The following is a 23,466-nucleotide window of genomic DNA, read 5'->3' as shown; positions in this document are numbered from 1 at the left end:
TTTTCCCCTTTTTATCGCGCGCTCGCCGACTTTTTCCGGTATCTGACAGAGCTGCCAGTTTCGCGCCATCTTCGGATCATCTTGAGTGAAGCGCGGGCACGAACAGGCGTCACGGCAATAGCGCGGCCTGCTGTTCGATGCCATCGAGCATGGCGTGACAGGTTCGCATCAGCGCGAAGCCTTCTTCGCGCAGTTGCTGTGGCGTATGACAGTTCATATGACGGCGATAGGTTTCGAGCACGGCGAGCAGCGCCGGATACTGCAGCACGCCCACGGCGCCCGCGAGCCGATGATGCCATTCGCGTAGACGCGCTACTTCAACGACCTCCAGCAAGGCCGGCAGCGAGTCGATATCCTCGCGCACCGCGCTCACGAACGAACCAAGCAGCGTCTTCACCGTCGCTTCGCTGCCCCACACCTGGATCATGTGCGCGAGATCGAGCGGCTCGCCCTCGCGCGCAATTTCGTTGACTGCCGCCGTGCCGCCGATGCTGCCTTGCTCCTCTCCCGCGCTGCGTCCTTCACCCCCCTCCAGCGCCACACGATGAGCGTTCTCCGCGCCGAACCAGCGCGCCAGATGCTCGCGCAGCGTCGCCACGCGCGTGGGCTTGATCAGGCAATCGTCCATACCGGCTTCGCGGCACAGGCGCAGGTTTTCGGGAGCGGTGTTTGCCGTGATGCCCAGAATGGGCAGGCGCGCCGTGTTGACCAGCGTCGGACCCTCGCGCCGATCCCGCTTGAACTCCATTTCACGCACGCTGCGCGCGAGGTCGTAGCCCGAGACGTTCGGCATATGGCAATCGGTGATGAGGCAGCCATAGCGCGTGCGCCTGAGCGCCTCCAGCGCCTGCGCGCCATCGTCGACCACATCGCAGGCGAAACCCAGCAGCGCAAGCTGATGCCGGATCAGTTCCTGATTCACGGGATGATCTTCGGCAACCAGGATCAGTCGGCCCGCCGCGCATTCCCTTTCGCGCCCGGGGGCAACCAGCGCCGCTTCGGCGGGAGCGGCGGGGCGCGCCGCCATCGCGGGCAGGCCGGCAATCGCCATGGCACAGGCGGCGCCTAGTCCGTGCCAGGAAAGCGGGTTGACGCTCACGCGCACACCGCTTTCCGCCACCCGATAACCGCTGGGCTTGGGGTTTTCGGTCAGGCGGATAACCGGCACGCGCAGATCGACAAGTTCGCCAGCCAACGCCTCCACCGCGAACACGAGGTCGACATCGCCTCGCTGCGCCAGCTTGCGCAGCGCCTGCAGTTCGGAGCGCTGCCCGGCAGGCACCTGCCCCGCTTTTTTCGGTTGCCTCGATTGCTTCGATTGCTTCGGTTGCTTAGATGGCTTCGATTGCGTCGACTGCGTCGCCCCGATGCGCGACATCTTCATGCCAAGCGCCACGCCAAGGTGCATCAATGCTTCGGCAACCGGCACGTCGTCGCACAGCACAATCGCGCGCTTGCCGCGCAGGCCGTCCGCGTCGCTCGTCAGCGTCTCGACGGGCAATTCGATATGGAGCGTCATGCAGGTGCCGCGGTCAATCTCACTGCGCAGTTCGAGCCTGCCGCCCATCAGCGCCGCCAGCTTGCGGCAGATCGTGAGTCCCAGCCCCGTGCCGCCAAAGCGCCGCGTCGTCGACGTTTCTGCCTGCACGAAGGGCTCGAACAACTGCGCCTGAGCTTGCTGGGCGATGCCGATGCCGGTATCGGCGACGGAAATCGACAGGCTCTGGCGCTGCCCTCGGGCCCCGCCAGCAATGCCATCCACCGCGCTCGCGGACACCGTCACATTGACCTCGCCATGCGGCGTGAACTTGATCGCATTACTGAGCAGATTGAAGAGAATCTGCCGCAGCCGCACGCTGTCGCCGCGCAACTGCGCAGCCACGCCCGCGCCGACGTCCACGCGCACCTTGAGGCCCTTTTCGTGCGCGCGTCCCGCCAGCAAGCCGACGGCGCTATCGACCAGTTCGCGCACATTGAACGGCTCGGAACCGATCACCAGCCGCCCCGCCTGGATCTTCGAATAATCGAGCAGATCGTCGAGGATCTGTAGCAGCGCGCCCGCCGATTCCTGCACCATGCCGACCATCTGCGTCTGGTCGGGATTGAGCGGCGTGCGCTCCAACACCTCCACGAGACCGAGCACGCCATTCATCGGCGTGCGGATTTCGTGGCTCATCATGGCGAGAAAGTCGTCTTTCGCGCGCGAGGCGGCTTCGGCCAGATCGCGAGCGCGCGACAGCTCGGCCGCACGGGTGTGTTCGACGTTGGCGTCCACGGCGTAGCCGCTCCACACGACCACGCCGCCTTCGGCGCGGCGCGGCATGAACTCCGCGCGCGCCCACAGCAGCCCGGTGGCGCCGTGAAAACGGAATTCGACGTTGACCGGCGCAAGCAGGCGTGCCGATCGTTCGAGCGCCGCCGCAAGCCGCGCGCGATCGCCGCGATGCACGCGCGACAGATCCTGCACGCGGGTGCGCATGAGTTGCGTGGCCGCTTCGCCGAGCAGACGTTGCGTATCGCCGCCAAGGTAGGGGAAGGTGTACTGCCCGTTGGCGCTGCGCCGCAGCTGGAACACGATCGCCGGAAGCGACCCCGTGACATCCGAGAGCAGCCGCTCGGACGCGCGCGCGCGCATTTCGGCGCGACGGATATCGGTGATGTCGATCATCGTGCCCAGCACGCAGTACGGCGCATTGCGAGCGTCGCGGCACAGGCGCGTCCAGAAGATGCCATGCCGCCGGCCGCCCTCCGGCACGCCCTGCCCAACTGGCGCGTCGAACACGAATTCGACCCGCTGGCTCTCACCTTCGTCGATCGTTTTTGCGTACAGCGCATCCACGCGGCGGCTGTTTTCCTCGCCCCATGCGGCCACCGCCGCGCCGGTGCGGCCCAGTACCTCGCCGCGCTGCAGGCCGGTCATCTCCTCATAGGCACGATTCACCGCCAGATAGCGGTTTTCCAGATCCCGCGCGCCGAGCGGGTACGGGATCATCTCCGTCATGGTGTCCTGCAGTTCGACCTGCCTCGCCAGCACCTGCTCCGCGCGGCGTCGCCCGCGCATCTCCCGCTGCAACAGAATGTAGGCGCGCAGCGTCACGAGAAGCACCACGCCGAAGGCGATCACGAAAGGCAGCAGCCGCAGCGCGTTCATGCTCCAGCCACCACGGCGCTCGAGCGCGGCGGCCGTCCAGCGATTGCGGATTTCCTGCTGTTCGACGGGCGACATCGCGTCCAACGCGCGATCGATCAGCGCATTGAGCGGAGCAAGATCGCGGCGCACCGCGAAGGTTGTCGATTCGTCGGTGCCTGACGCGCCGACCACTTTCAGCGATTCGAGATATTGACGGCTCAGCGGTGCATCAAGCGCAGCGGCGTTGCCCACCAGCAGATCGGCGTCGCCGCGCTGGACCTGGGCGAGACCCGCATCGAGCGTTACGGCGCGTTCGACGCGCACCGGAAGCGCGTCGCCGAACAACTGCTGCGCCGATGGCGCATGCGGCGCGAGCACGATGCGCCGATTGGCGAGTTCGCGCGCATCGCGCGCCATCGGCTCGTCGCGGCGGCCCACGATCACGAGCGGATAGTGTTCGATCGCGCGCGTGTAAAGAGTGTCGGGACTCAGGCCGCCATCGCCCCCCGCTGAGGCCAGCATCGCCAGATCGCCGCGCCGCAAGGCGGCGTCGGCATCCCCCCATTTCGCAACGGGCACGCGCTCGAAGGCAACGCCAAGCGCGCGGGCCAGATAGTCGAGATAGTCGTTCGACATACCCGTGGTGCGGTTGTGCCCGCTCGTGAAGATGAACGGCTGCCATGCCGGATCGAAGCCCACTTTCAAGGGCGGCAGCGAATGCAGCCATGCGCGCTCGGCCGGATCGAGCACGAGCGGCGAGGCGCGCGGGCCGTCGCTGTGCGCCTCGCGGCCCGGGTCGGCTCCGCTGCCCAGCCAGCGCACGCGCAGCGCGGCCGCAGCCGCTGGCCGCACGCCGCCCGCCGCGACGTTCAACTGGTCACGCAACGCCTGCCTCGCGAGCGGCACGCCAAAGCGCAGTTCGCGCACCGTATAGCCTTCCTCGTAGGCGACGCGCAGCCCACGCCAGGCAGCGAGAGAAAGCAGGTAATGCACGACCGGAGCAAATCCGGCATAGACGTCGGCGCGCCCCTGGGCGAGTGCGAGCAGCGCGGCGCGGGTATCCGGGAACACGACGATATCGGCTTGCGCGAAGCGCTTGCGCAGGATCGTTTCTAGCGCATAGCCGCGTTCGACGGCGATGCGGGCGTGCGCGAGACGCTGCGCCGGATTCGCGTACGCCTCGCTGCCGATGCGCGTGACGAACGCGCTGTTGCCGCTCAGATACGGCACCGTAAAGGCGAGGCAGCGTTCGCGCTGCGGCAGGCGCGCGATGCTCATGACGATATCGATTTCGGCGGCGCAAGCGCCCGCCAGCAGCGCGCTCATGTCCGGATAGACCTGCGGCACGAGCCGCACGCCAGGACCTGCGAGCAGACGCAGGTAGTCCGCGCTGAAACCGTTCACCGTGTCGCCGTCGAGAAATTCGAGCGGCGGCCAGCCGCCCGCGACAATGCCGACACGCAATGTGGCTGGCAAGCCGCTTGCGCCCGTGTGCGCGCCCGTCTGTGAGCCCGTTTTTGCGCCCGCGCTCGCAGACGAGGCGACGGTCTGCGCGGCCAACGCCGGGCGCGGAACCTGCACACCGGCCAATGCCAGCGCCATCATCACGCACAGCACGCACGCGTGCGCGAAATCACGCAGCGTGGACCGCAAGGCAACCGGCGAGGCACATGGCGGCGCGCTCATGAAGCGGCTCAGGCTCCGCCGAACGGGCCGCCCGAACCGGGCGCAATACGGCGACGGCGGCGCGTCGCATAACGGTGAAGCCAGCCCGCGGCGATCCCGCCGAGCATCGGCGCGGCCCAGAATAGCCACAGTTGATCGAGCGCCCAGTCGCCGACGAAGAACGCACACCCGGTCGAGCGCGCCGGGTTCATGCCGCCGTTACTGACCGGAATCGCGATCAGACTGACCGCTGTCAGGCACGCGCCGAGCGCTGCCGGGGCTGCGCGGCGACGTCGTTCCGAGCCGGACATCACAAGGTGGATGAGCACGAAAGCGAACGTCATGGTGAGTTCGACGGCGAGCACGGCGCCGAACGCATACTCGCCTGGCGAATGTTCCGCATAGCCGTTGCTGCCGAAATCCGAAACCATGAAATCGAAGCCGGGCCGTCCGCTCGCAACGACCGCAAGCAGCGAGGCGCCCGCGAGCGCGCCAACGGTTTGTGCGGCGATATAAGGGGCGACGTCGCGCGTGGGAAAGCGCCCGGCAATGGCATAGCCGATCGTGACGGCGGGGTTGAAGTGGGCGCTGGATGCGCGGCCGCACGCGTAAGCCGCTACGGCCTGCGCAAGGCCGAAGGCAGCGGCCATGTCGAAGACATTCCAGCCCTGCGCAGGTGCGCTGGTATTGAGCGCCGTACTCGCGCAGCCCACGAACACGAGCCATGCCGTGCCTGCGGCCTCGACCGCCAATCGCTCGCCAAGCTTCATCGTTCTGTGTCCCCTTCCAGTTGCCGCGCGCAAGCTGCCACTGAGCTCGCGGCCCTGTTGGAAACAAGATCGGAATAGTCGAGCTGACCTGAAGCTACCCAACAGTTCGCGCTGCGCGACTGAAAATTATGGTCAGGCGTAACGCCCGATCAGATAGGACAACTCTGAAAATGCGAGGAAATCGGAGCGGCTGTGCGCGAGTCAATCCGACGGCTATTTCTGACAGACAAGCCTCGACGCTTATTCGAAGCTTATTCAGTATCTTCCGGGGGCACGACGCCGCACTCGACCGCGAACCGGTAAAGCTCGATATCGCTGCTGAGCGCGAGTTTCTTCATGGCCGCGCACTTCTGCGCGCTGATGGTCTTGACGCTGCGCCCGAGCAACCTGGCGATCCCGGTCACGCCCAGACCGGTGGCGTAATGCGACAGGACTTCGTATTCACGCCGCGACAGCACCCTATGAACATGTGCACGCCGTTCCTCGCGCGAGGCCCTTTCAAGCAGGTCTCGCACGGACGGCCCGACGTATTGCTCCTGCACCATCGCCGAGGCAAGCGCGACGGGAATCAGGTCGATGCGGTCGCGCTTGCTGAGCAGGCCGCCAACGTCGAGGTCGAGCGCACCGCGCAGCACTTTGGCGTCGTCGTCCATCGTCAGCACGACGACGGGCTTGCCCGCGTGCTCGCGCTGGAAGGCGCGGATCGCTTCGTGCCCCCCCTCGCAGCCGTCGCTGGGCATGTGCAGATCCATCAGGACAAGATCGAAGGCATGGTGCGCCGCGATCTCGAAAAGCTGCCCCATAGTCTGCGCGCGCGCGACGATGCGCATGTTCGTCTGTGCGGCGATCAGGTTGTCGAGCGCGAAGAGCACGAGAGGATGATCGTCCGCGACGAGCAGCCTGAGCGGTTGCGCCGGTTGCGCGGCATCGGAATCGGCGTCGTTTGGGGTAGGCTCGCGCGCGCCGCGCTCCTGGTTCGGCTCCGCACCGGCTTTCGCTGGCCATACGGCGGCCTGGACCGAAGACGGGGTCTTCATAGCAAACCGTGAGCGCGGACGAACGCGAATAATCCTGCGTCATTGCTCACGCCGAGCTTCGCCATGGCGTCGCGCTTCTGGCGGCTCACCGTGCGCACATCGCGTTCGAGCGTGCGGGCGATTTCGGTGATCGTGCGGCCGCGCACGAATTGACGGATGACTTCCGATTCGCGTGGCGAAAGACGGCGCGCGCGCATGCCTTCGGTGCGCTCCGTGCCCGTCGCCGCCAGTTCGTCGAGGATCGAGCGGCTCACGTAGCGCAGCCCGTTGCCCGCGCCGCGCACCGCCGCCACCAGCTCGTCCATCGGCTCGCTTTTGCGGATCAGCGCGGTCACGCCAGTGTTCATGACGGCGCGCAGGATGGCGACATTGGCAATGCTGGTGAGCACGACGGTGCGCAATTCTGGCCAGTCGCGCCGCAGGCGACGAACAAGGGTGAGCCCGTCTTGCGATGCGCCTGGCTCGCCTGGCATCGTGAGATCGGTGAGCACGATATCGCACGGCACTTTTTCGAGCGTGCAGAAAAGAGCGCTCGGGCCGGACGCTTCGCCGACGACATGAATATCGCCTGCCGCCTCAAGCGCGGAACGCACACCGAGCAATACGAATGGATGATCGTCAGCAAGGACGACTCTGAGCTTCAAGGTGGCTCTCTCTCGATGTTGTAGGGGTATCGGATCGGCCGATGCGTGCCCGAACCCTCACCCGGCCGCATCATTTTCGTCGTTGCATGTCGCTGCATGTCGTTGCATCGCACGCAACCTTTCTGAAAGCACCATCTGAACATTGATTAAAGAACGCCAGAATAGGAAATTTCCTAATCAGCAGATTTCAACCAAAAATCAACAATTGCCAGATTATGCGCATTAGATAGAGGTAAATTTCACGACGTTCCTGCTCACCGCTCCCGCACTTTTTCTATCGCGCGCCTCAAACAACGGCGCGCTTGCCGGTCTTGCGTCCAGCTGGCCGCGCGACAACGTCAATCGCGCCATCCATCTGCAGCCGGTTGGCAGGCGCGCGCGCGAATGCCGGCCACGCGAGCGCGCCACACGCCGCCGCCGCCAGCCACACGGACGGCCAACCGGTGCCCGCCAGCAGCATCGGAATGACGGATGGTGCGAGCCAGAACGCAATGAACGCGCCCGTGTTGCCCATCGCGAGCGCGCTGCCCACACGGCCATGCCCCGCGAGCGTGGCCAGTTCGGTGAATGCCACGCCGTGCCACGCGGACGCGGCGATGCCGCCCGCCACCAGCAGGATCAAAAGTCCGATCGTGCCGAACAGCGGCATGCCCGGCGCCCCATGAACTGTGTGAGCGCACCATGCCGTCGCCGCGGCCAGCAAAGCGAAAAGCGCAACCGTGAGCGCTGCGCACGCACGCAGATATTCATTGCGGTTCGCACGCCGGTCGGTCCATCGGCCGCTCCAGACGCGCATGACCGCCGCACCGAGCTGCACCGATGCGAGCGCCCCGCCTGCCACCGCAGCACCCGCATGGCCGAAATCGTGGAGAAAAACGCTCGCGAACGTGATCACGGCAACCTGCGGAATGCACAGCGCCGCGATGCCGCCGACCATGCGCCAGACCTGCGCGCGCATCAACGGCGAGCGCGCCGTCACCACGGCAGCGATCGTGCCCGTTGCCGTTGCCTCATGCGGAAGCACGTCAGGCTCGCGCACCCACAAAATCGTAAGGATTGCAGACAGAAGACACATTGCCGCGAGTGCGCCATACACCCACGCGAAGCCCGCATGGGCCGCGAGCGCCGGCAACAGCAACGCGCCGATAGCGGCGCCCGAGGGGACTGCCGTCTGCCGGATACTCATCGCGAGGCCGCGCTCGCCAGGCCCGGACCAGGCCATCACGGCCCGCCCGCTCGATCCATTGACGCTGCCGCCCAGCAGTCCAATTGCGAGAAAGCCCGCCGCCAGCGCCTGCGGACTTGGCACATGGCCGCGGGACGGCGCGCCCCATGCCGCCATCGCAACCAGCGCCGCCATCGTCGAAGCCAGCCCCAGCAGCAGCACGCGCCGGTCGCCCCAGCGATCCGTCAGCAGTCCCCAGGGCAACTCGCTGAGCACGATGCCAAGCCCGAGCATGCCCAGCACAACGCCCAGCTCCCCCGTGCTGATGGCGTAGGCGTGGCGCAACCACACCGCAGTGGCGGGAATCCCCGAAAACGCCGCCGCAAAACTCGCATTGGCTGCAACGCCGACACCCAGCACCTTCCAGCGATGCGACGCCGCGCGCCCCGTCGCGTGTTCCCCTGAGCAAGCCATGTCCGCCTCCAGAAATGCATTGACTGCGGCCATGCTAAGGGCGCACCATCTATCGGAAAAGCGGGAATATCCAATCGACATGATCGGATTTACCGAAACATAAAATGCAGAATGCACGGACAGCTTCAACATGAACGCACGCGGTCTCGATCTCGCGCAATTGCGCACTTTCCTCGCCGTGACGGAAGCAGGCAGCGTCTCGGGCGCTGCGGAGCGCGTATTTCTTTCGCAGTCCTCCGTGAGCGAACAGTTGAAGAAGCTCGAAGAACGCATCGGCCAGCCGCTGTTCGTGCGCAGCAAGCAAGGCGTCGCGCCTACGCCGGCGGGCGCGAAACTCGTGGAGCATGCGCGCCGCATCGTGGCGATGTGCGACGCCGCCTTCGACGACATGCTTGGGCGCTCGCTCGACGGCGAGCTGCGCCTGGCCATCACCGATTACTACCGGCCGCACGACGTGGCCGCCATCATCCGGCGCTTCGCCAGCCAGCATCCGCGCCTGCGCCTGCATGTGACGGTGCTGCCGAGCGCCGTGATCGATGCGGGCGCGCACGACGACATGTTCGATATCGGCCTGTCGCTGCGCATGGTCGATGCGCCGTCCAGTCGCGCGAACCGCGCCGCAACCCCGGGCAGCGCAGCGGGCGCGCGCCAGAGCACCGTGATCCGGCGCGAGAAGCTGGTGTGGGTCGGCGCGCGCGAAACGCTGCGCGAGCATGGCTCGCTCGCGCCGCCGTGGCCGCTGGTGCTGTTGCCGTCGACGTGTCAATTGCAGCGCTATGTGGTGAAGCTGCTGGAACGCGCGCGCATGCCGTATCTGATTTCGCATTCGGCGTCGGGCGTGGCCGGTCTGCAACTGGCGCTCAAGGCGGGATTGGGGATTTCGTGTCTGAACGAATCGGCGATTGGCGACGGCGTGGAGGCCTGCCCCGCTTCGTTCGGGCTGCCGGCGTTGCCGGCGGCGGAGTTTCATCTCTTGCCGGGGCGGCCCGGCGAGAACCCGCAGGTGAGTCATGCGCGCGAGGCGCTCGCGGCCCTGCTCGGCTAGAGGAGCGGGCCGCGAGTCGCTGCGAACGCGTCAGTCTTTTGCGCTCACCAGATCCGCGAAACGCAACAGATCCACATTGCCGCCCGAAATCACGATGCCCACGCGCTTGCCGCGCACATCCAGCTTACGTTGCAGCACCGCCGCCGCCGCGAGGCAGCCAGTCGGTTCCACCACCAGCTTCATGCGGCTCGCGAAGAACTTCATCGTCTCGACGAGTTCGGCGTCGCTCACGGTGACGATCTCCTGCACGCGCTCGCGAATCACCGCAAAGGTGTAGTTGCCCAGATGCTGGGTCTGCGCGCCATCGGCGATGGTCTTGGGTGTGTCGATGTGGACGATCTCGCCCGACTGGAAACTGCGCTGGCCGTCGTTGCCCGCTTCCGGTTCCACGCCGAGCACCGTGCAGCCGGGGGCGAGCGCGTGCGCCACGGTCGCACTGCCCGACAGCAGCCCGCCGCCGCCGAGCGGCGTGAGCAGCACGTCCAGTCCGCCCGCGTCCTCGAACAGTTCCTTCGCCGCCGTGCCTTGCCCCGCCATTACATGCGGGTGATCGTAAGGTGGAATCAGCGTGAGGCCGCGTTCATCGGCCAGTCGCTGGCCGAGCGCTTCGCGGTCTTCCGTGTAGCGGTCGTAGAACACGACTTCGCCGCCGTAGCCGCGCGTCGCTTCGACCTTCACGGCGGGCGCGTCCTTCGGCATGACGATCACGGCCTTCACGCCGAGCAGTTGCGCCGAAAGCGCGATCGCCTGCGCATGGTTGCCCGACGAAAACGTGATCACGCCGCCCTGCTTCTGCTGCGGCGTGAACTGCGCGATCGAGTTGTACGCGCCGCGAAACTTGAACGCGCCCATGCGCTGGAAGTTCTCGCACTTGAAGAACAGGTCCGCGCCGACGAGCGCGTTCGCAGTGCGCGAAGTCAGCACAGGCGTGCGATGCGCGACGCCGCGAATGCGCTCGTGGGCGGCGGCCACGTCTTCGTAGGAAATCGGCAAGGTACTCATGATCGATGCTCGCTGGGCAGGTAGGAATAGACGGTCGGGCGCGCCACGCCGAGCGTGCGCGCGACTTCGGCAAGCGCGTGGCGCAGGTTCAGGTGGCCGCTTTCGGCGAGCTCGCGCACCGCTTCACGGCGCTGCGCGAGCGTCATGCCGATAGGTGTGGTGTTGCGCGCGGCAGCGAAGCGTTCGAGCGCGACGCGGATGGTGTCGCGCGCCTCGCCGCCGCCGTGCGGCGCGAGCGTTTCGGCGACGGGCGCGGCCGCGCCGGTCTGCATCAGTTGGCCAAGGCCCGCCGTGACCGCGCCGAGCAGCGACACGTCCATATTCAGGCAGATGGCCGCGACGCACTCGCCCGCGCTGTTCTTCAGGCCGATCGATGTGCTTTTGACCGCCCGTCCATCAGGAAAGCGATTCGGATAGTTGGCGACGACATCGGGAAAACCTGGGTCCGCGATGCGCGCGAGACCCATTTCGGTGGCGGCATCGCCAATCTGACGGCCCGACAGATTGTTGGCGATGGCGACGACCGATCGCTCCGGTGTCGTGAGATCGTGCAGCAGAACCTCGACGAGCGGCGCCAGCGTCTGGCCGAGCGCCTCGACGATCTTGCGGCCCTCGCGCAGCAGGAGCTGGTTTTCGTGGTGTAGTGCGGGCTTCGTCATGAATGACATTTTGACGGTTTACGACAAAATGTCAACCCCCTCCGACAAAACCGTTCGACAAAACGTTGGGTTGCCAAAAAATTCTGTCGATAAGTTCAGCCAAAAAAGCGCCGCAAGAAAGCGACGAAGCAACCGGACGCCGAAGCGCGCGAGTAAGACGCAGCGGGAATCTGCTGCAGGCGGGTGAGATCGATAAGCGGGCTGGGACTCATGGCTGAACTCCGGTGGGGCGCAGCATCCTGCCGCGCGTCGTGGGAAATCAGCTTAGGGAGCGCGCCTCGTCGCCTGAATCGGAGGAATACGAAAAGCGAAACCCCAACGAAAAACGCCCTTGCAGCGGCAATGCTGCAAGGGCGTTTTGAATGGGATGCTGCGTGGCCGGACGCTCAGAACGGAATATCGTCGTCCATTTCGTCGAAGCCGCCGCCAGCCGGGGCGCTCGGGCGGCCACCGCCGCTAGCGCCGCCGCTCGAACGCGGAGCGCCGCCGCCCGCGTTGCCGCCCGAAGCACGGCCACCGCCGCGCGGCGCCGACGACTGCTGGCTGTAACCGCCGTCGTCGCCCATATCGGCGTCTGCCGATGCACCGGCGCCGCTGCGGCCGCCCAGCATCTGCATCTGATCCGCGACGATTTCCGTCGAGTAACGGTCGGTGCCGTCCTGCGCCTGCCACTTGCGCGTGCGGATGCGGCCTTCGATATACACCGACGAACCCTTCTTCAGGTATTGCGAGACGATCTCAGCCAGACGGCCGAAGAACGCCACGCGGTGCCATTCGGTCATTTCCTTGAACTCGCCGGACGCCTTGTCCTTATAGCGGTCGGTCGTTGCGAGGCGGATGTTCGCCACGGCGTCGCCGCTCGGCAGATAGCGCACTTCCGGCTCGGCGCCGAGATTGCCGACGAGGATCACCTTGTTCACGGATGCCATGAAATTCTCCTGTTGATTCAGTTGCGAGAAGCGGCCGCGCGCTCATGTTGCTCGATGCGCACGCATTGCAGTCATTGCGCGACTGCCGGGCGCGAACCGCTGTTCGCCAATGTGTCTGTTGAGGCTTACGCCTGTCTGGCTTCGGCCCGTTTGGGCGGAGCCTTCATATTGGCCGCGATTATAAGCCAGCACAGAACCAGCCCAGAGCACGCATAGAAAACCGCGCTTGCTCCTTCGTGCTTGAGCATCCAGCCGCCCACCAGGCCGCCCAGCGCGAGGCCGATCGACTGCGTGGTGTTGTACACGCCGGTGGCCGCGCCCTTGCGGGTGCCAGGCGCGAGCTTCGACACCAGCGAAGGCTGCGACGCTTCCAGAATATTGAAGCCGAGGAAGTAGACGAACAGCACGGCCGCCACGATTGCAATGGTATGCGCAAGCGAGCCGAGCAGAAGCTGGCCAATCAGGATAAGGCCAATGGCCGATACCACCACCGCCTTCATCTTGCCCTTCTTCTCTGCCGCAATGATGGCAGGCACCATCAGGACAAAAGACAGGCCCATCACCGGCAGGTAAATTTTCCAGTGTGCCGCGACCGGCAGACCGGCATCGACGAGCAGACGCGGCACCACGAGGAACAGCGCCGTCTGCGTGGCATGCAGCACCAGCACGCCGAAATTCAGGCGCAACAGTTCCACGTTATGCAGGACTTCGGAGAACGGCGCGCGCACATGCACGGGCTTGGGCGCATCGGGCACCACCCACAGCACCACGCCCACGGCGAGGATCGAGAACACGCCCACCACCGCGAACAGGCCGCTCATGCCGAGCCAGTGGAACACCACCGGCGCACCCACGATCGCCACCGCGAAGGACAGGCCGATCGAGCCGCCCACCATCGCCATGGCCTTGGTGCGGTTCTGCTCCGAGGTCAGATCGGCGATAAAGGCGAGCACTGCCGACGACACCGCGCCCATGCCCTGAATCACCCGACCGACGATAATCCACGTCATGTCATGCGCGCCCGCCGCGACGAAGCTGCCGATCGCGAAGATCACAAGGCCCGCTGCGATCACGGGTTTGCGCCCGATCTTGTCGGAAATCCAGCCGTAGAAGATGTACAGAAGCGACTGCGTGACGCCGTACGCGCCCAGCGCAATGCCGACCAGCAGCACGTTGTCGCCGCCGGGAATGGTTTTCGCGTACACCGAAAACACCGGCATGATCATGAACAGGCCCAGCATGCGCAGCGCGAAGATCGCGGCAAGCGACACGGTCGCGCGCACTTCGGGCGCGCTCATGCGTGAAGAGGTAGCGGGTGAGTTGGAGGACATCGGAGCGTTTTGTGTTTAGGCCGCCGCTGCCCACCGGTCGTGCGGTCATGAGCGCCGGTGGCGCCGACCGTGGCCCGGCGCGCAGGCCTGGGTCGCATGCAAGAGCAGTCGCTTCGCTTGCAGGGCCCGCGTACGATGCGTCAGGCGCACGTCAGGACCCTTTCAAAGACCGTCAGGAAGCCGTAACGGCGGTCTGGAAAAGTCGTTATAGTAGCAGGTTTAGCCTCCCTTTCTCCCGCAGGTTCATGGAACAGATCCGTATCCGTGGGGCCCGAACCCACAACCTCAAGAACGTCAATCTGGACCTGCCGCGCCACAAGCTCGTGGTGATCACCGGGCTGTCGGGCTCGGGCAAGTCCTCGCTGGCTTTCGACACGCTTTACGCGGAAGGCCAGCGCCGTTACGTGGAAAGCCTCTCGGCCTATGCGCGCCAGTTCCTGCAGTTGATGGAAAAGCCCGACGTCGACCTGATCGAGGGTCTGTCGCCGGCTATTTCCATCGAGCAGAAAGCCACCTCGCATAACCCGCGGTCGACGGTCGGCACGGTCACCGAAATTCACGACTACCTGCGACTTCTTTACGCACGTGTGGGCACGCCGTACTGCCCCGACCACGAGATTCCGCTGGAATCGCAAAGCGTGTCGCAGATGGTGGACGCCGCGCTCGCGCTGCCCGAGGAAACCCGGCTGATGATCCTCGCGCCCGTGATCGTGGACCGCAAGGGCGAGCACGCCGAACTCTTCGACGATATGCAGGCGCAGGGTTTCGTACGCTTTCGCGTGCGCTCGGGCGGCGGCACGGCCAATGAAGGCGAGGCGAAGATCTACGAGGTGGAATCGCTGCCCAAGCTCAAGAAGAGCGAGCGCCACACCATCGACGTGGTGGTGGACCGCCTGAAAGTGCGCCCGGACATGAAGCAGCGCCTCGCGGAATCGTTCGAAACCGCGCTGCGTCTGGCCGAAGGCCGCGCGGTCGCGCTCGAAATGGACACGAACAAGGAGCACCTCTTCAGCTCCAAATTCGCCTGCCCGATCTGCTCGTACTCGCTGCCGGAGCTGGAGCCGCGCCTCTTCTCGTTCAACAACCCGATGGGCGCGTGCCCGGAATGCGACGGCCTGGGCCAGATCACCTTCTTCGATCCGAAGCGGGTGGTCGCGCATCCGTCGCTGTCGCTCGCGGCGGGGGCGGTAAAGGGCTGGGACCGGCGCAACCAGTTCTACTTCCAGATGCTGCAAAGCCTGGCGGTGTTCTACGACTTCGATATCGACACGGCCTTCGAAGACCTGCCGGAGAAAGTGCGCAAAATCCTGCTGTACGGCTCGGGCAAGCAGGAAATCCCGTTCTCGTACATCAACGAGCGCGGCCGCACCTCGGTGCGCGAACATGTGTTCGAAGGGATCATTCCGAATCTGGAACGCCGTTATCGCGAGACCGATTCGTCCGCGGTGCGCGAAGAACTCTCGAAATACCAGAACAATCAGGCCTGCCCGCACTGCGAAGGCACGCGACTGCGCCGCGAAGCGCGCTTCGTGCGCATCGGCATGAATGAAGACGCGCGCGCCATCTACGAGGTGAGCGGCTGGCCGCTGCGCGACTCGCTCGGCTACTTCCAGACGCTGCGCCTCGAAGGCGCCAAGCGCGAGATCGCCGACAAGGTCGTCAAGGAAATCGTCGCGCGGCTGATGTTCCTGAATAACGTCGGACTCGATTACCTGTCGCTCGACCGCAGCGCCGAAACGCTCTCGGGCGGCGAGGCGCAGCGTATCCGGCTGGCGTCGCAGATCGGTTCGGGCCTGACGGGCGTGATGTACGTGCTGGACGAGCCGTCGATCGGCCTGCATCAGCGCGACAACGATCGCCTGATTTCCACGCTCAAGCACCTGCGCGACCTGGGCAACTCCGTGATCGTCGTGGAGCATGACGAAGACATGATCCGCATGGCCGATTATGTGGTCGATATGGGGCCGGGCGCGGGCGAGCACGGCGGCATGGTGATTTCCGAAGGCACGCCCAAGCACGTGGAGAGCGATCCGGCCTCGATGACGGGCCAGTATCTGTCGGGCGCGCGCCGCATCGACTATCCGGACGAGCGCATGGAGCCCGGCGAGCGCCGCCTGCGCATTGTCGAGGCCTACGGCAACAACCTCAAGCACGTTACGCTCGACCTGCCGGTGGGCCTCTTGACCTGTGTGACGGGCGTGTCGGGCTCGGGCAAGTCCACACTGATCAACGACACGCTTTACCACGCGGTCGCGCAGCATCTGTACGGATCGTCGGCGGAACCGGCGCCGTTCGAGGCCATCGAGGGCCTGGAGCACTTCGACAAGGTCATCAACGTCGATCAATCGCCGATCGGCCGCACGCCGCGCTCGAACCCCGCCACCTACACCGGCCTCTTTACGCCGATCCGCGAACTGTTCGCGGGCGTGCCGGCGGCCAAGGAGCGCGGCTACGAATCCGGACGCTTCTCTTTCAACGTCAAGGGCGGCCGCTGCGAAAGCTGCCAGGGCGACGGCGTGCTGAAGGTGGAAATGCACTTCCTGCCTGACGTGTACGTGCCGTGCGACGTCTGCCACGGCAAGCGCTACAACCGCGAGACGCTGGAGATCCAGTACAAGGGCCGGAACATCAGCGAAGTACTCGACATGACGGTGGAAACCGCCTACGAGTTCTTCAAGGCGGTGCCGGTCGTCGCGCGCAAGCTCAAGACCTTGCTGGACGTGGGTCTGGGCTATATCCGCCTTGGCCAGTCGGCCACCACGCTCTCGGGCGGCGAGGCGCAGCGCGTGAAGCTGTCGCTGGAACTGTCCAAGCGCGACACCGGCCGCACGCTCTACATCCTCGACGAGCCGACCACCGGCCTGCACTTCCACGACATCGCCCTGCTGCTCGAAGTGATTCACCGGCTTCGCGATCAGGGCAATACAGTCGTGATCATCGAGCATAATCTCGATGTAATCAAAACGGCAGACTGGGTCATCGACATGGGTCCCGAAGGCGGCGCGGGCGGCGGCCAGATCGTGGCGCAAGGCACGCCCGAGCAGGTGGCGAAGTCGAAGGCCAGCTTCACCGGCCGCTATCTCGCGCCGCTGCTCAAGCGCTCGGGCGGCAAGGTCGCCGCGCTCGATACGGCTTCGGGCACGTAGTGGGTCACGCAGTCAGAAACAGAGTCGGGCAACAAGCTGGGCAAACACGCAGCGCAGGTTTTCACTAAGGCTGCGCACACAACGGAACGGGGGCCGCGCGCCCCCAAGGGTCTGGGGACGGAATACACGCAACATGGCCAAGCGCAACGAAGCGACCGACACAGCGAACGACAAGCAGCAGGTGCGCGATCTGCGGCCCCGGCCCGTGAGGCTCACGAGCGATATGAGCTTGCCGAAGCTGTCGGCGGTGGAAATCGGCAGCTACCTGGCCGCGATCGGCGGGATGTGGGCGGTGCTGCATCTGAACCTGCTCGGCGCCCTGCTCGCGGGCATGCTCGTCTATCAACTCGTGCACACGATTTCACCGCTGATCGAGCGGCGCATGTCGAGCAGCCGCGCGCGCTGGCTTTCGGTGGTGCTGGTGTCGATCGTGATCGTGGGCGTGCTCACCGGCCTCACGGTGGGCGTAATCGAGCAGTTCGAAAACGACGTGCCGAGCGTGCAGAAGGTCATGGCGCAGATGATGACCTTCGTCGATCAGGCGCGCGGGCGCATTCCCGACGCCATCGCCTCCTATCTGCCCGTGGACGTCGCGCAGATGAAGCTCAAGGCGCTCGCGCTGATGCACGAGCACGCCACCCAGCTTGGCCAGGGCGGCAAGAACGCGGCGCGCATCCTGGGTCATATCGTGATTGGCATGATCATCGGCGCGATCATCGCGATCGGTGCGCAGAAGAACGCCACGCGGCTGCCGCTGTCGACGGCGTTTGTCGCGCGCGTCTCGCGTTTCGCGGACGCGTTTCGCCGCATCGTGTTCGCGCAGGTGAAGATTTCGGCCATCAACACCGTTTTCACGGGGCTGTTCCTGCTGCTGGTGCTGCCGGTGGTGCACGCGCCGCTGCCGCTTGCAAAGATGCTGGTGGTGGTGACCTTCGTGGTAGGCCTGCTGCCGGTGATCGGCAATCTGATTTCGAACACGCTGATCGTGGCGATCGCGCTCACGGTCAGCCTGCCGGCGGCGGTGACGGCGCTGGCGTTCCTGATCCTGATCCACAAGCTCGAATACTTCCTGAACGCGCGCATCGTGGGCGGCCAGATCGAGGCGCGCACCTGGGAATTGTTGATGGCGATGCTGGTGATGGAAGCCGCATTCGGCATCCAGGGCGTGATCGCCGCGCCGATTTTCTACGCGTATATCAAGCGCGAGCTGATTTATCTGCGGCTGGTTTGAGGCTTGCGATGCGCGATGAAAAATGGCCGCTTTCGCGGCCATTTTCGTTACTACGCAGCAAAAGCTCAGCTCAACGGAAAACCACCGTCTTGTGCCCGTTCAGCAAAATGCGGTGCTCCACGTGCCACTTCACTGCACGCGCGAGCGTCACGCATTCCACGTCGCGGCCGATCGCCGTCAGCTGCTCCGGCGTCATGTTGTGGTCCACGCGCTCGACTTCCTGCTCGATGATCGGGCCTTCGTCCAGGTCCGACGTCACATAATGCGCCGTCGCGCCAATCAGCTTCACGCCGCGGTCGAACGCCTGGTAGTAAGGCTTTGCACCCTTGAAGCTCGGCAGGAACGAGTGGTGAATGTTGATTGCGCGGCCTTCCAGCGCATCGCACAGCTGCGGCGAGAGAATCTGCATGTAGCGCGCGAGCACCACCAGATCGGCGCGTTCGTTGTTGATCACTTCCAGCACACGCGCTTCCTGCGCGGCCTTGTCGGCAGCCGTGCCGCCGAGCAGCGGGAAGTGATGGAACGGAATGTTGTAGCTCGCCGCCAGCTGATAGAAGTCCTTGTGATTCGAGATGATCGCAGGGATTTCAATCGGCAACTGGCCGGTGCGGTAGCGGAACAGCAGGTCGTTCAGGCAGTGGCCGATCTTCGACACCATGATGATCACGCGCGGCTTCACGTTCGCGTCCTGCAGCTCCCAGCGCATGTCGAACTCTTCGGCCAGCGGCGCAAACGCCGCGCGCAGGCCGTCGAGGCCCGGGTCGCCGCCCACTTGCTGGAAGTGCACGCGCATGAAGAATTCGCTCGTGTGGCTGTCGCCAAACTGCGCTGAATCGAGGATATTGCTGCCGCGCTCGAACAGAAAACCCGACACGGCATGCACGATGCCCGGCCGGTCGGCGCACGACAGATTGAGAATGAAGCTGTGATCGGTCGACATGACCTTGGTAACTCCCGTCATTTCTTTGTGATTCAAAAGGGCTTTAGCGAGTAAAAAATCCAACGCCCTTTCACAGCGTCGGTGGTTCGAAGATCGCGGCGATGCCCTCGCACGCGTCTTCGTCGATCCATTGGCGGCGCAGCAGCAGGTCGAGCGTCGCGAGACTCGCGTCGACCGTCATTCGGCCTTCCTCGATCCAGCGCGCGGTTTCCTCGATGCCCGCGAGGCGGTGCTCGCCCACTTCGCCGTCCTGATTGTGCGGCACGAAATCTTCGGGCAACACGAGGTCGTAGACGAAAATCTGCTCGGCCTGAGTGCCTTCGGGCAGCGACTGCAGCACATGTGCGGTGCGGCCCGGCGTGGCGCGCGCGGCCAGTTCGGCGGCGATCCCCGCCTCTTCCCAGCACTCCTTCGCAAGCGTCGCCTCGACGCCCAGGCCCCAGCCGATGCCGCCCGCCACGACGTTGTCGAGCATGCCGGGGTCGGTGGCCTTGGTGTCGCTGCGGCGCGCGATCCACAACTGCGGAGCTTTCCCCGCTGCCGTGGCCGCATATTCTACGACGCCGTTCAGATGCACCGCGTAGGTCATGGTGCCGAAGAAGCGCGAGGCGGCGCGCTCGATAAAGGCAAGCGGCGGCGCGTCGAAGCGGTTGCGGATCGCGTAGGTCTCGTTGCGCCAGCCCGGAATGCGGCCCTCGGCGGCAAGCGCGCCAATCACCGATCCCAGCGCCGCGCTGCGGGCCGTGACGTTGTCGAACCCGGCGCCGAGCGCGACATGCGCGTCCGGCCCGGCATCGACGATGGTGAAGACATCGGGCCAACGCGCCAGCAGCGGGACGTCGGCGCGGCGAATCCAGCCCACGCGCTCGTCGCCGAAGTAAAACGGCAGGTGCGCGGCGGCGTCGAAGCGGCGCGCGTCAAGGATGCAAGGCAAGCTCATCGGGTCATCCGGTAGTCGTGCGGCAAGTTCAATCGCGCAGTGCAATGCGCATGCCGATGGCGATGAAGGTCAGGCCCGCGAGGCGGTCGAGCCACACGCCCGCGCGCGGACGGCGCTTGAGCCAGCCGCCGATGGTGCCCGCGCACAGGCCGAAGATCGAAAACACCACCACCGTTTGCAGCATGAACACCACGCCCAGTTCGAGCATCTGCAGCGTCACGCTTTGCGCGCCGCTTTGTGCGCCATGCGTATCGACAAACTGCGGCAGGAACACCACGAAGAACAGCGTGACCTTCGGGTTCATCACGTTGCCGAGCACGCTCTGGCGAAAGATCGTCGAGAGCGGCTGACGCGGCCGGTCGCCCGCAGAAGCCAGGCCCTGGCTGCGCAGCGCCTTCACGCCGATCCAGATCAGGTAGGCCGCACCCGCGAGCTTGAGAATCTGGAACGCCAGCGGCGACGAACGCAGCAGCGCGGCGATACCCAGCGCGGCCAGCGTGGTGTGGAACGTCACGCCGGCGGCAAAGCCGAGCGCGGACACCAGACCGGCGGCGCGGCCCTGCGAGATGCCGCGCGCGAGCACCTGGAGATTATCCGGACCGGGCGCGAAAGTGATGGCGAGCGAAGTCGCGAGAAAGAGCGCGAAATTGGGCATGGCCTCAGGGCCTCCGTGAAATCCGCGGAATCAATGTCCGCCGAACGACGTGATGGTGTAAAGCGGCAGGCCCGATTCGGTGAGCAGCTTCGAGCCGCCCAGTTCCGGCAGGTCGATGATCGCCGCGCCTTCCACTACCGTTGCGCCCAGACGCTCCAGCAGCCGCTTGCCCGCGAGCATGGTGCCGCCCGTGGCGATCAGATCGTCGACGATCACGACGCGCTCGCCCTGGCTGACCGCGTCCTCGTGAATCTCCACCGTCGATTCGCCGTATTCGAGCTTGTAGGTTTCCGAAACCGTCTTGTACGGCAGCTTGCCGATCTTGCGGATCGGCACGAAACCCACGTTCAACTCATAGGCGACGATCGGCCCGATGATGAAACCGCGCGCGTCCAGACCCGCGATGCGGTCGAGCTTCATGCCCACGTAACGCTCGACCAGCAGGTCGATCAGCACGCGCAGACCCTTCGGGTCGCCGATGAGCGGCGTGATGTCGCGGAACTGCACTCCCGGCTGAGGCCAGTCAGGCACCGTGCGGATCAGGCTATTTACGAACTGCGCAGGATCGACGCTCGCGTTCGCAGGTGCGTTGGACATGATTTCTCCGGGTAGTAACGAGTAACAGATAGATAGAGGCGGGCCGGATAACGGGGCGGGACCCCGAAAGGCCCAGCGGCGCTCAGGCCGTCGCGCCCGCCTTGCGGTGGCGCGACAGACGCTCCTCGGCCAGCGCGAGCTGCTCGGGCAGGCCGCGCAGCACGACGATGTCGGCTTCGCGCAGCTTGGTGGACGGGTCCGGCTCCACGCCGCGGATGCCGTGGCGGCGGATCGCCGTCACGACCACGCCGAGGTCGGCCAGCCCCAGTTCCGCGAGCGTGCGGCCCACGGCGTCGGCGCGCTCGTCGACCGGTACGGATTGTAGCCGCACCTGCTCGTGACCGTCCTCGCCGGCATCGTCGGTGCCGTGGAAGTAGCCGCGCAGCAGGCTGTAACGTTCGTCGCGCAGTTCTTCCACCCGGCGCACCACGCGGCGCATCGGCACGCCCATCAGCACCAGCATGTGCGAGGCCAGCATCAGGCTGCCTTCGACGATTTCCGGGATCACCTCGGTTGCGCCCGCGGCGAGCAGGCGTTCGAGATCGGCGTCGTCGACGGTGCGCACGATCACCGGGAGAGTCGGCTCCAGTTCGTGAATGTGATGCAGCACGCGAAACGCCGACTGCGTGTTCGCATAGGTGATCGCCACCGCCGCCGCCCGATGGATGCCGGCCGCGACCAGCGACTCGCGCCGCGCCGCATCGCCGAACACCACCGATTCGCCCGCCGCCGCCGCCGCCGCCACGCGATCCGGGTCGAGGTCGAGCGCCACATACGAAAGCCCCTCGTATTCGAGCATGCGCGCCAGGTTCTGCCCCGCGCGGCCATAGCCGCAGACGATCACATGGCCGCTCTGCTTGAGGCTTTGCGTAGCGATGCGCGTCATCATCAGCGACTGCTGCATCCATTCTGTGGAGGACAGGCGCAGCACGATGCGGTCGGCGTTCTGGATCAGGAACGGCGCGGCCAGCATGGACAGCAGCATCGCCGCGAGGATCGCCTGCAGCAGCGTGGGATCGACCAGATGCTTGTCGAGAATCAGGTTAAGCAGCACGAAGCCGAATTCGCCCGCCTGCGCGAGCCCGAGGCCCGTGCGCATGGCCACGCCCGGCGACGCGCCAAAGAGCCGCGTGAGCGCGGTGATGAGCACGGCCTTGAGCACGATCGGCGCGATCAGGAACGCGGCCACCATGAGCGGGTGCTGCCAGATCACATGCGGGTTCAGCAGCATGCCCGTGGTCACGAAGAAAAGGCCCAGCAGCACGTCGCGAAACGGCTTGATGTCCTCTTCCACCTGATGCTTGTAGGGCGTTTCGGCGATCAACATCCCGGCGATAAACGCGCCCAGCGCGAGCGACAGGCCGAATTTATCGGTGATGAAGGCCGCACCCAGCGTGACGAGCAGCACGTTCAGCACGAACAGCTCCTGCGAGCGCCGCCGCGCGACCACGTTGAACCAGCGCGTCATGAACTTCTGGCCGACGAACAACAGAATGCCCAGCGCGAGCACGATCTTGATGGCCGCCATGCCCAGCGATTCGATCAGCGACGCCGACGAGCCGCCAAACGCCGCGATCACGATCAGCAGCGGCACCACGGCCAGATCCTGGAACAGCAGCACGCCAAGGATGTTGCGGCCATGCTCCGATTCGATCTCCAGCCGCTCCGCCAGCATCTTGCTGACGATGGCGGTGGACGACATGGCCAGCGCCCCGCCCAGCGCCACGCAGGCCTGCCAGGTGATATGCACCCACGGCGAGAGCGCGAGTCCCACCAGCAGCGCCACCGCGATCGACCCCATGACCTGCGAGAGCCCCAGCCCGAACACGGCGCGCCGCATCGCGCGCAGCTTGGAAAGCGAAAACTCCAGCCCGATCGAGAACATCAGGAACACCACGCCGAATTCCGCCAGGTTCTGCGCGCCGTGCGTGTCCGGCACGATGCCGAGCGCGCGCGGACCGACCAGAATCCCGACCGTCAGATAGCCCAGCATCGGCGGCAGATTCAGATAACGGAACAGCACGACGCCCACCACCGAAGCGAGCAGCAGGAACAACGTCATTTCCAGCGGTGAAATCATCGTGCGAAGCGTCCTCGTTTCTTATG

At 65.4% G+C, this 23,466-nt stretch carries 17 protein-coding genes; 3 read left to right on the top strand and 14 right to left on the bottom strand.

The genetic code is table 11. The features are described 5' to 3' along the window. Positions 1-109 precede the first annotated feature (109 nt). The 5 genes from F4827_RS05610 to F4827_RS05590 form a co-directional block, all read right to left on the bottom strand. Positions 110-4,816 carry an ATP-binding protein gene (locus F4827_RS05610; protein ID WP_183722635.1) on the bottom strand — a complete coding sequence of 1,569 codons (4,707 nt, stop codon included), beginning with the start codon at positions 4,814-4,816 and terminating at the stop codon, positions 110-112. Positions 4,817-4,824: 8 nt separating this feature from the next. Continuing rightward, positions 4,825-5,565, bottom strand: a complete 741-nt coding sequence (locus F4827_RS05605) for an aquaporin (RefSeq protein ID WP_183722633.1) — start codon at positions 5,563-5,565, stop codon at positions 4,825-4,827. 251 nt (positions 5,566-5,816) lie between these two features. After that, positions 5,817-6,602, bottom strand: coding sequence for a response regulator transcription factor (locus F4827_RS05600; protein WP_183722631.1), 786 nt, complete (start codon positions 6,600-6,602; stop codon positions 5,817-5,819). Then, the gene (locus F4827_RS05595; protein ID WP_183722629.1) at positions 6,599-7,246 is read right to left on the bottom strand and encodes a response regulator transcription factor; all 648 of its coding nucleotides are present in this window, start codon (positions 7,244-7,246) and stop codon (positions 6,599-6,601) included. Before F4827_RS05595 ends, F4827_RS05600 begins: the two co-directional genes overlap by 4 nt. A 286-nt stretch (positions 7,247-7,532) precedes the next feature. Further along, positions 7,533-8,885 carry an MFS transporter gene (locus F4827_RS05590; protein WP_183722627.1) on the bottom strand — a complete coding sequence of 451 codons (1,353 nt, stop codon included), beginning with the start codon at positions 8,883-8,885 and terminating at the stop codon, positions 7,533-7,535. Positions 8,886-9,015: 130 nt separating this feature from the next. Between F4827_RS05590 and F4827_RS05585 the strand changes: the two genes are divergently transcribed. Next, positions 9,016-9,930, top strand: a complete 915-nt coding sequence (locus F4827_RS05585; protein ID WP_183722625.1) for a LysR family transcriptional regulator — start codon at positions 9,016-9,018, stop codon at positions 9,928-9,930. A 30-nt stretch (positions 9,931-9,960) separates the two neighbouring features. Here the strand turns inward: F4827_RS05585 and F4827_RS05580 are convergent, their stop codons facing one another. From F4827_RS05580 to F4827_RS05565, 4 genes are all read right to left on the bottom strand, one after another. After that, positions 9,961-10,932, bottom strand: coding sequence for a threo-3-hydroxy-L-aspartate ammonia-lyase (locus tag F4827_RS05580; RefSeq protein ID WP_183722623.1), 972 nt, complete (start codon positions 10,930-10,932; stop codon positions 9,961-9,963). Beyond that, complete coding sequence (locus F4827_RS05575) at positions 10,929-11,591, bottom strand: transcriptional regulator (protein WP_183722621.1); 663 nt, start codon at positions 11,589-11,591, stop codon at positions 10,929-10,931. Before F4827_RS05575 ends, F4827_RS05580 begins: the two co-directional genes overlap by 4 nt. A 386-nt stretch (positions 11,592-11,977) precedes the next feature. Beyond that, positions 11,978-12,520: a single-stranded DNA-binding protein gene (locus F4827_RS05570; RefSeq protein ID WP_183722619.1), complete on the bottom strand. Its 543-nt coding sequence runs from the start codon at positions 12,518-12,520 to the stop codon at positions 11,978-11,980. 125 nt (positions 12,521-12,645) lie between these two features. Further along, positions 12,646-13,851, bottom strand: coding sequence for an MFS transporter (locus F4827_RS05565; protein WP_409258762.1), 1,206 nt, complete (start codon positions 13,849-13,851; stop codon positions 12,646-12,648). Between the two features lie 245 nt (positions 13,852-14,096). Here F4827_RS05565 and uvrA point away from each other — a divergent pair, with 245 nt between their 5' ends. Together uvrA and F4827_RS05555 are read left to right on the top strand one after the other, a co-directional pair. Beyond that, the gene (uvrA, locus tag F4827_RS05560) at positions 14,097-16,997 is read left to right on the top strand and encodes an excinuclease ABC subunit UvrA (protein WP_183722616.1); all 2,901 of its coding nucleotides are present in this window, start codon (positions 14,097-14,099) and stop codon (positions 16,995-16,997) included. A gap of 133 nt (positions 16,998-17,130) precedes the next feature. Next, the gene (locus F4827_RS05555) at positions 17,131-18,228 is read left to right on the top strand and encodes an AI-2E family transporter (protein ID WP_183722614.1); all 1,098 of its coding nucleotides are present in this window, start codon (positions 17,131-17,133) and stop codon (positions 18,226-18,228) included. 70 nt (positions 18,229-18,298) lie between these two features. Here F4827_RS05555 and purU read toward each other — a convergent pair whose 3' ends face one another. The 5 genes from purU to F4827_RS05530 all read right to left on the bottom strand — a co-directional run bounded on the left by purU (position 18,299) and on the right by F4827_RS05530 (position 23,440). Next, positions 18,299-19,168, bottom strand: coding sequence for a formyltetrahydrofolate deformylase (gene purU / locus F4827_RS05550; protein ID WP_183722612.1), 870 nt, complete (start codon positions 19,166-19,168; stop codon positions 18,299-18,301). Between the two features lie 70 nt (positions 19,169-19,238). Continuing rightward, on the bottom strand, positions 19,239-20,108 hold the full coding sequence (locus tag F4827_RS05545; RefSeq protein ID WP_183722609.1) for an NUDIX hydrolase family protein: 870 nt from the start codon (positions 20,106-20,108) through the stop codon (positions 19,239-19,241). A 28-nt stretch (positions 20,109-20,136) separates the two neighbouring features. Then, the gene (locus tag F4827_RS05540; RefSeq protein WP_167067421.1) at positions 20,137-20,763 is read right to left on the bottom strand and encodes a LysE family translocator; all 627 of its coding nucleotides are present in this window, start codon (positions 20,761-20,763) and stop codon (positions 20,137-20,139) included. A 30-nt stretch (positions 20,764-20,793) separates the two neighbouring features. Further along, positions 20,794-21,360 carry an adenine phosphoribosyltransferase gene (locus F4827_RS05535; protein ID WP_167067418.1) on the bottom strand — a complete coding sequence of 189 codons (567 nt, stop codon included), beginning with the start codon at positions 21,358-21,360 and terminating at the stop codon, positions 20,794-20,796. Between the two features lie 82 nt (positions 21,361-21,442). Continuing rightward, positions 21,443-23,440 (bottom strand): cation:proton antiporter, encoded by a 1,998-nt coding sequence (locus F4827_RS05530; protein WP_183722607.1) that lies wholly within the window; start codon positions 23,438-23,440, stop codon positions 21,443-21,445. Positions 23,441-23,466 lie beyond the last annotated feature (26 nt).

The sequence above is a fragment of the Paraburkholderia bannensis genome (assembly GCF_014200455.1).
GTDB classification, from domain to species: Bacteria; Pseudomonadota; Gammaproteobacteria; order Burkholderiales; family Burkholderiaceae; genus Paraburkholderia; species Paraburkholderia bannensis_A.
Note: the sequence above shows the minus strand (reverse complement) of the source record. Positions and strands in the feature narration are given on the sequence as shown.

Bases quoted from the DNA above. Each gene is read 5' to 3' on its own strand.
- F4827_RS05555 (WP_183722614.1), top strand. From the start codon at position 17,131: ATGGCCAAGCGCAACGAAGCGACCGACACAGCGAACGACAAGCAGCAG.
- F4827_RS05565 (WP_409258762.1), bottom strand. From the start codon at position 13,851: ATGTCCTCCAACTCACCCGCTACCTCTTCACGCATGAGCGCGCCCGAA.
- F4827_RS05535 (WP_167067418.1), bottom strand. From the start codon at position 21,360: ATGTCCAACGCACCTGCGAACGCGAGCGTCGATCCTGCGCAGTTCGTA.
- F4827_RS05600 (WP_183722631.1), bottom strand. From the start codon at position 6,602: ATGAAGACCCCGTCTTCGGTCCAGGCCGCCGTATGGCCAGCGAAAGCC.
- F4827_RS05610 (WP_183722635.1), bottom strand. From the start codon at position 4,816: ATGAGCGCGCCGCCATGTGCCTCGCCGGTTGCCTTGCGGTCCACGCTG.
- F4827_RS05590 (WP_183722627.1), bottom strand. From the start codon at position 8,885: ATGGCTTGCTCAGGGGAACACGCGACGGGGCGCGCGGCGTCGCATCGC.
- purU (WP_183722612.1), bottom strand. From the start codon at position 19,168: ATGTCGACCGATCACAGCTTCATTCTCAATCTGTCGTGCGCCGACCGG.
- F4827_RS05530 (WP_183722607.1), bottom strand. From the start codon at position 23,440: ATGATTTCACCGCTGGAAATGACGTTGTTCCTGCTGCTCGCTTCGGTG.
- F4827_RS05585 (WP_183722625.1), top strand. From the start codon at position 9,016: ATGAACGCACGCGGTCTCGATCTCGCGCAATTGCGCACTTTCCTCGCC.
- F4827_RS05540 (WP_167067421.1), bottom strand. From the start codon at position 20,763: ATGCCCAATTTCGCGCTCTTTCTCGCGACTTCGCTCGCCATCACTTTC.
- F4827_RS05605 (WP_183722633.1), bottom strand. From the start codon at position 5,565: ATGAAGCTTGGCGAGCGATTGGCGGTCGAGGCCGCAGGCACGGCATGG.
- uvrA (WP_183722616.1), top strand. From the start codon at position 14,097: ATGGAACAGATCCGTATCCGTGGGGCCCGAACCCACAACCTCAAGAAC.
- F4827_RS05580 (WP_183722623.1), bottom strand. From the start codon at position 10,932: ATGAGTACCTTGCCGATTTCCTACGAAGACGTGGCCGCCGCCCACGAG.
- F4827_RS05545 (WP_183722609.1), bottom strand. From the start codon at position 20,108: ATGAGCTTGCCTTGCATCCTTGACGCGCGCCGCTTCGACGCCGCCGCG.
- F4827_RS05575 (WP_183722621.1), bottom strand. From the start codon at position 11,591: ATGACGAAGCCCGCACTACACCACGAAAACCAGCTCCTGCTGCGCGAG.
- F4827_RS05570 (WP_183722619.1), bottom strand. From the start codon at position 12,520: ATGGCATCCGTGAACAAGGTGATCCTCGTCGGCAATCTCGGCGCCGAG.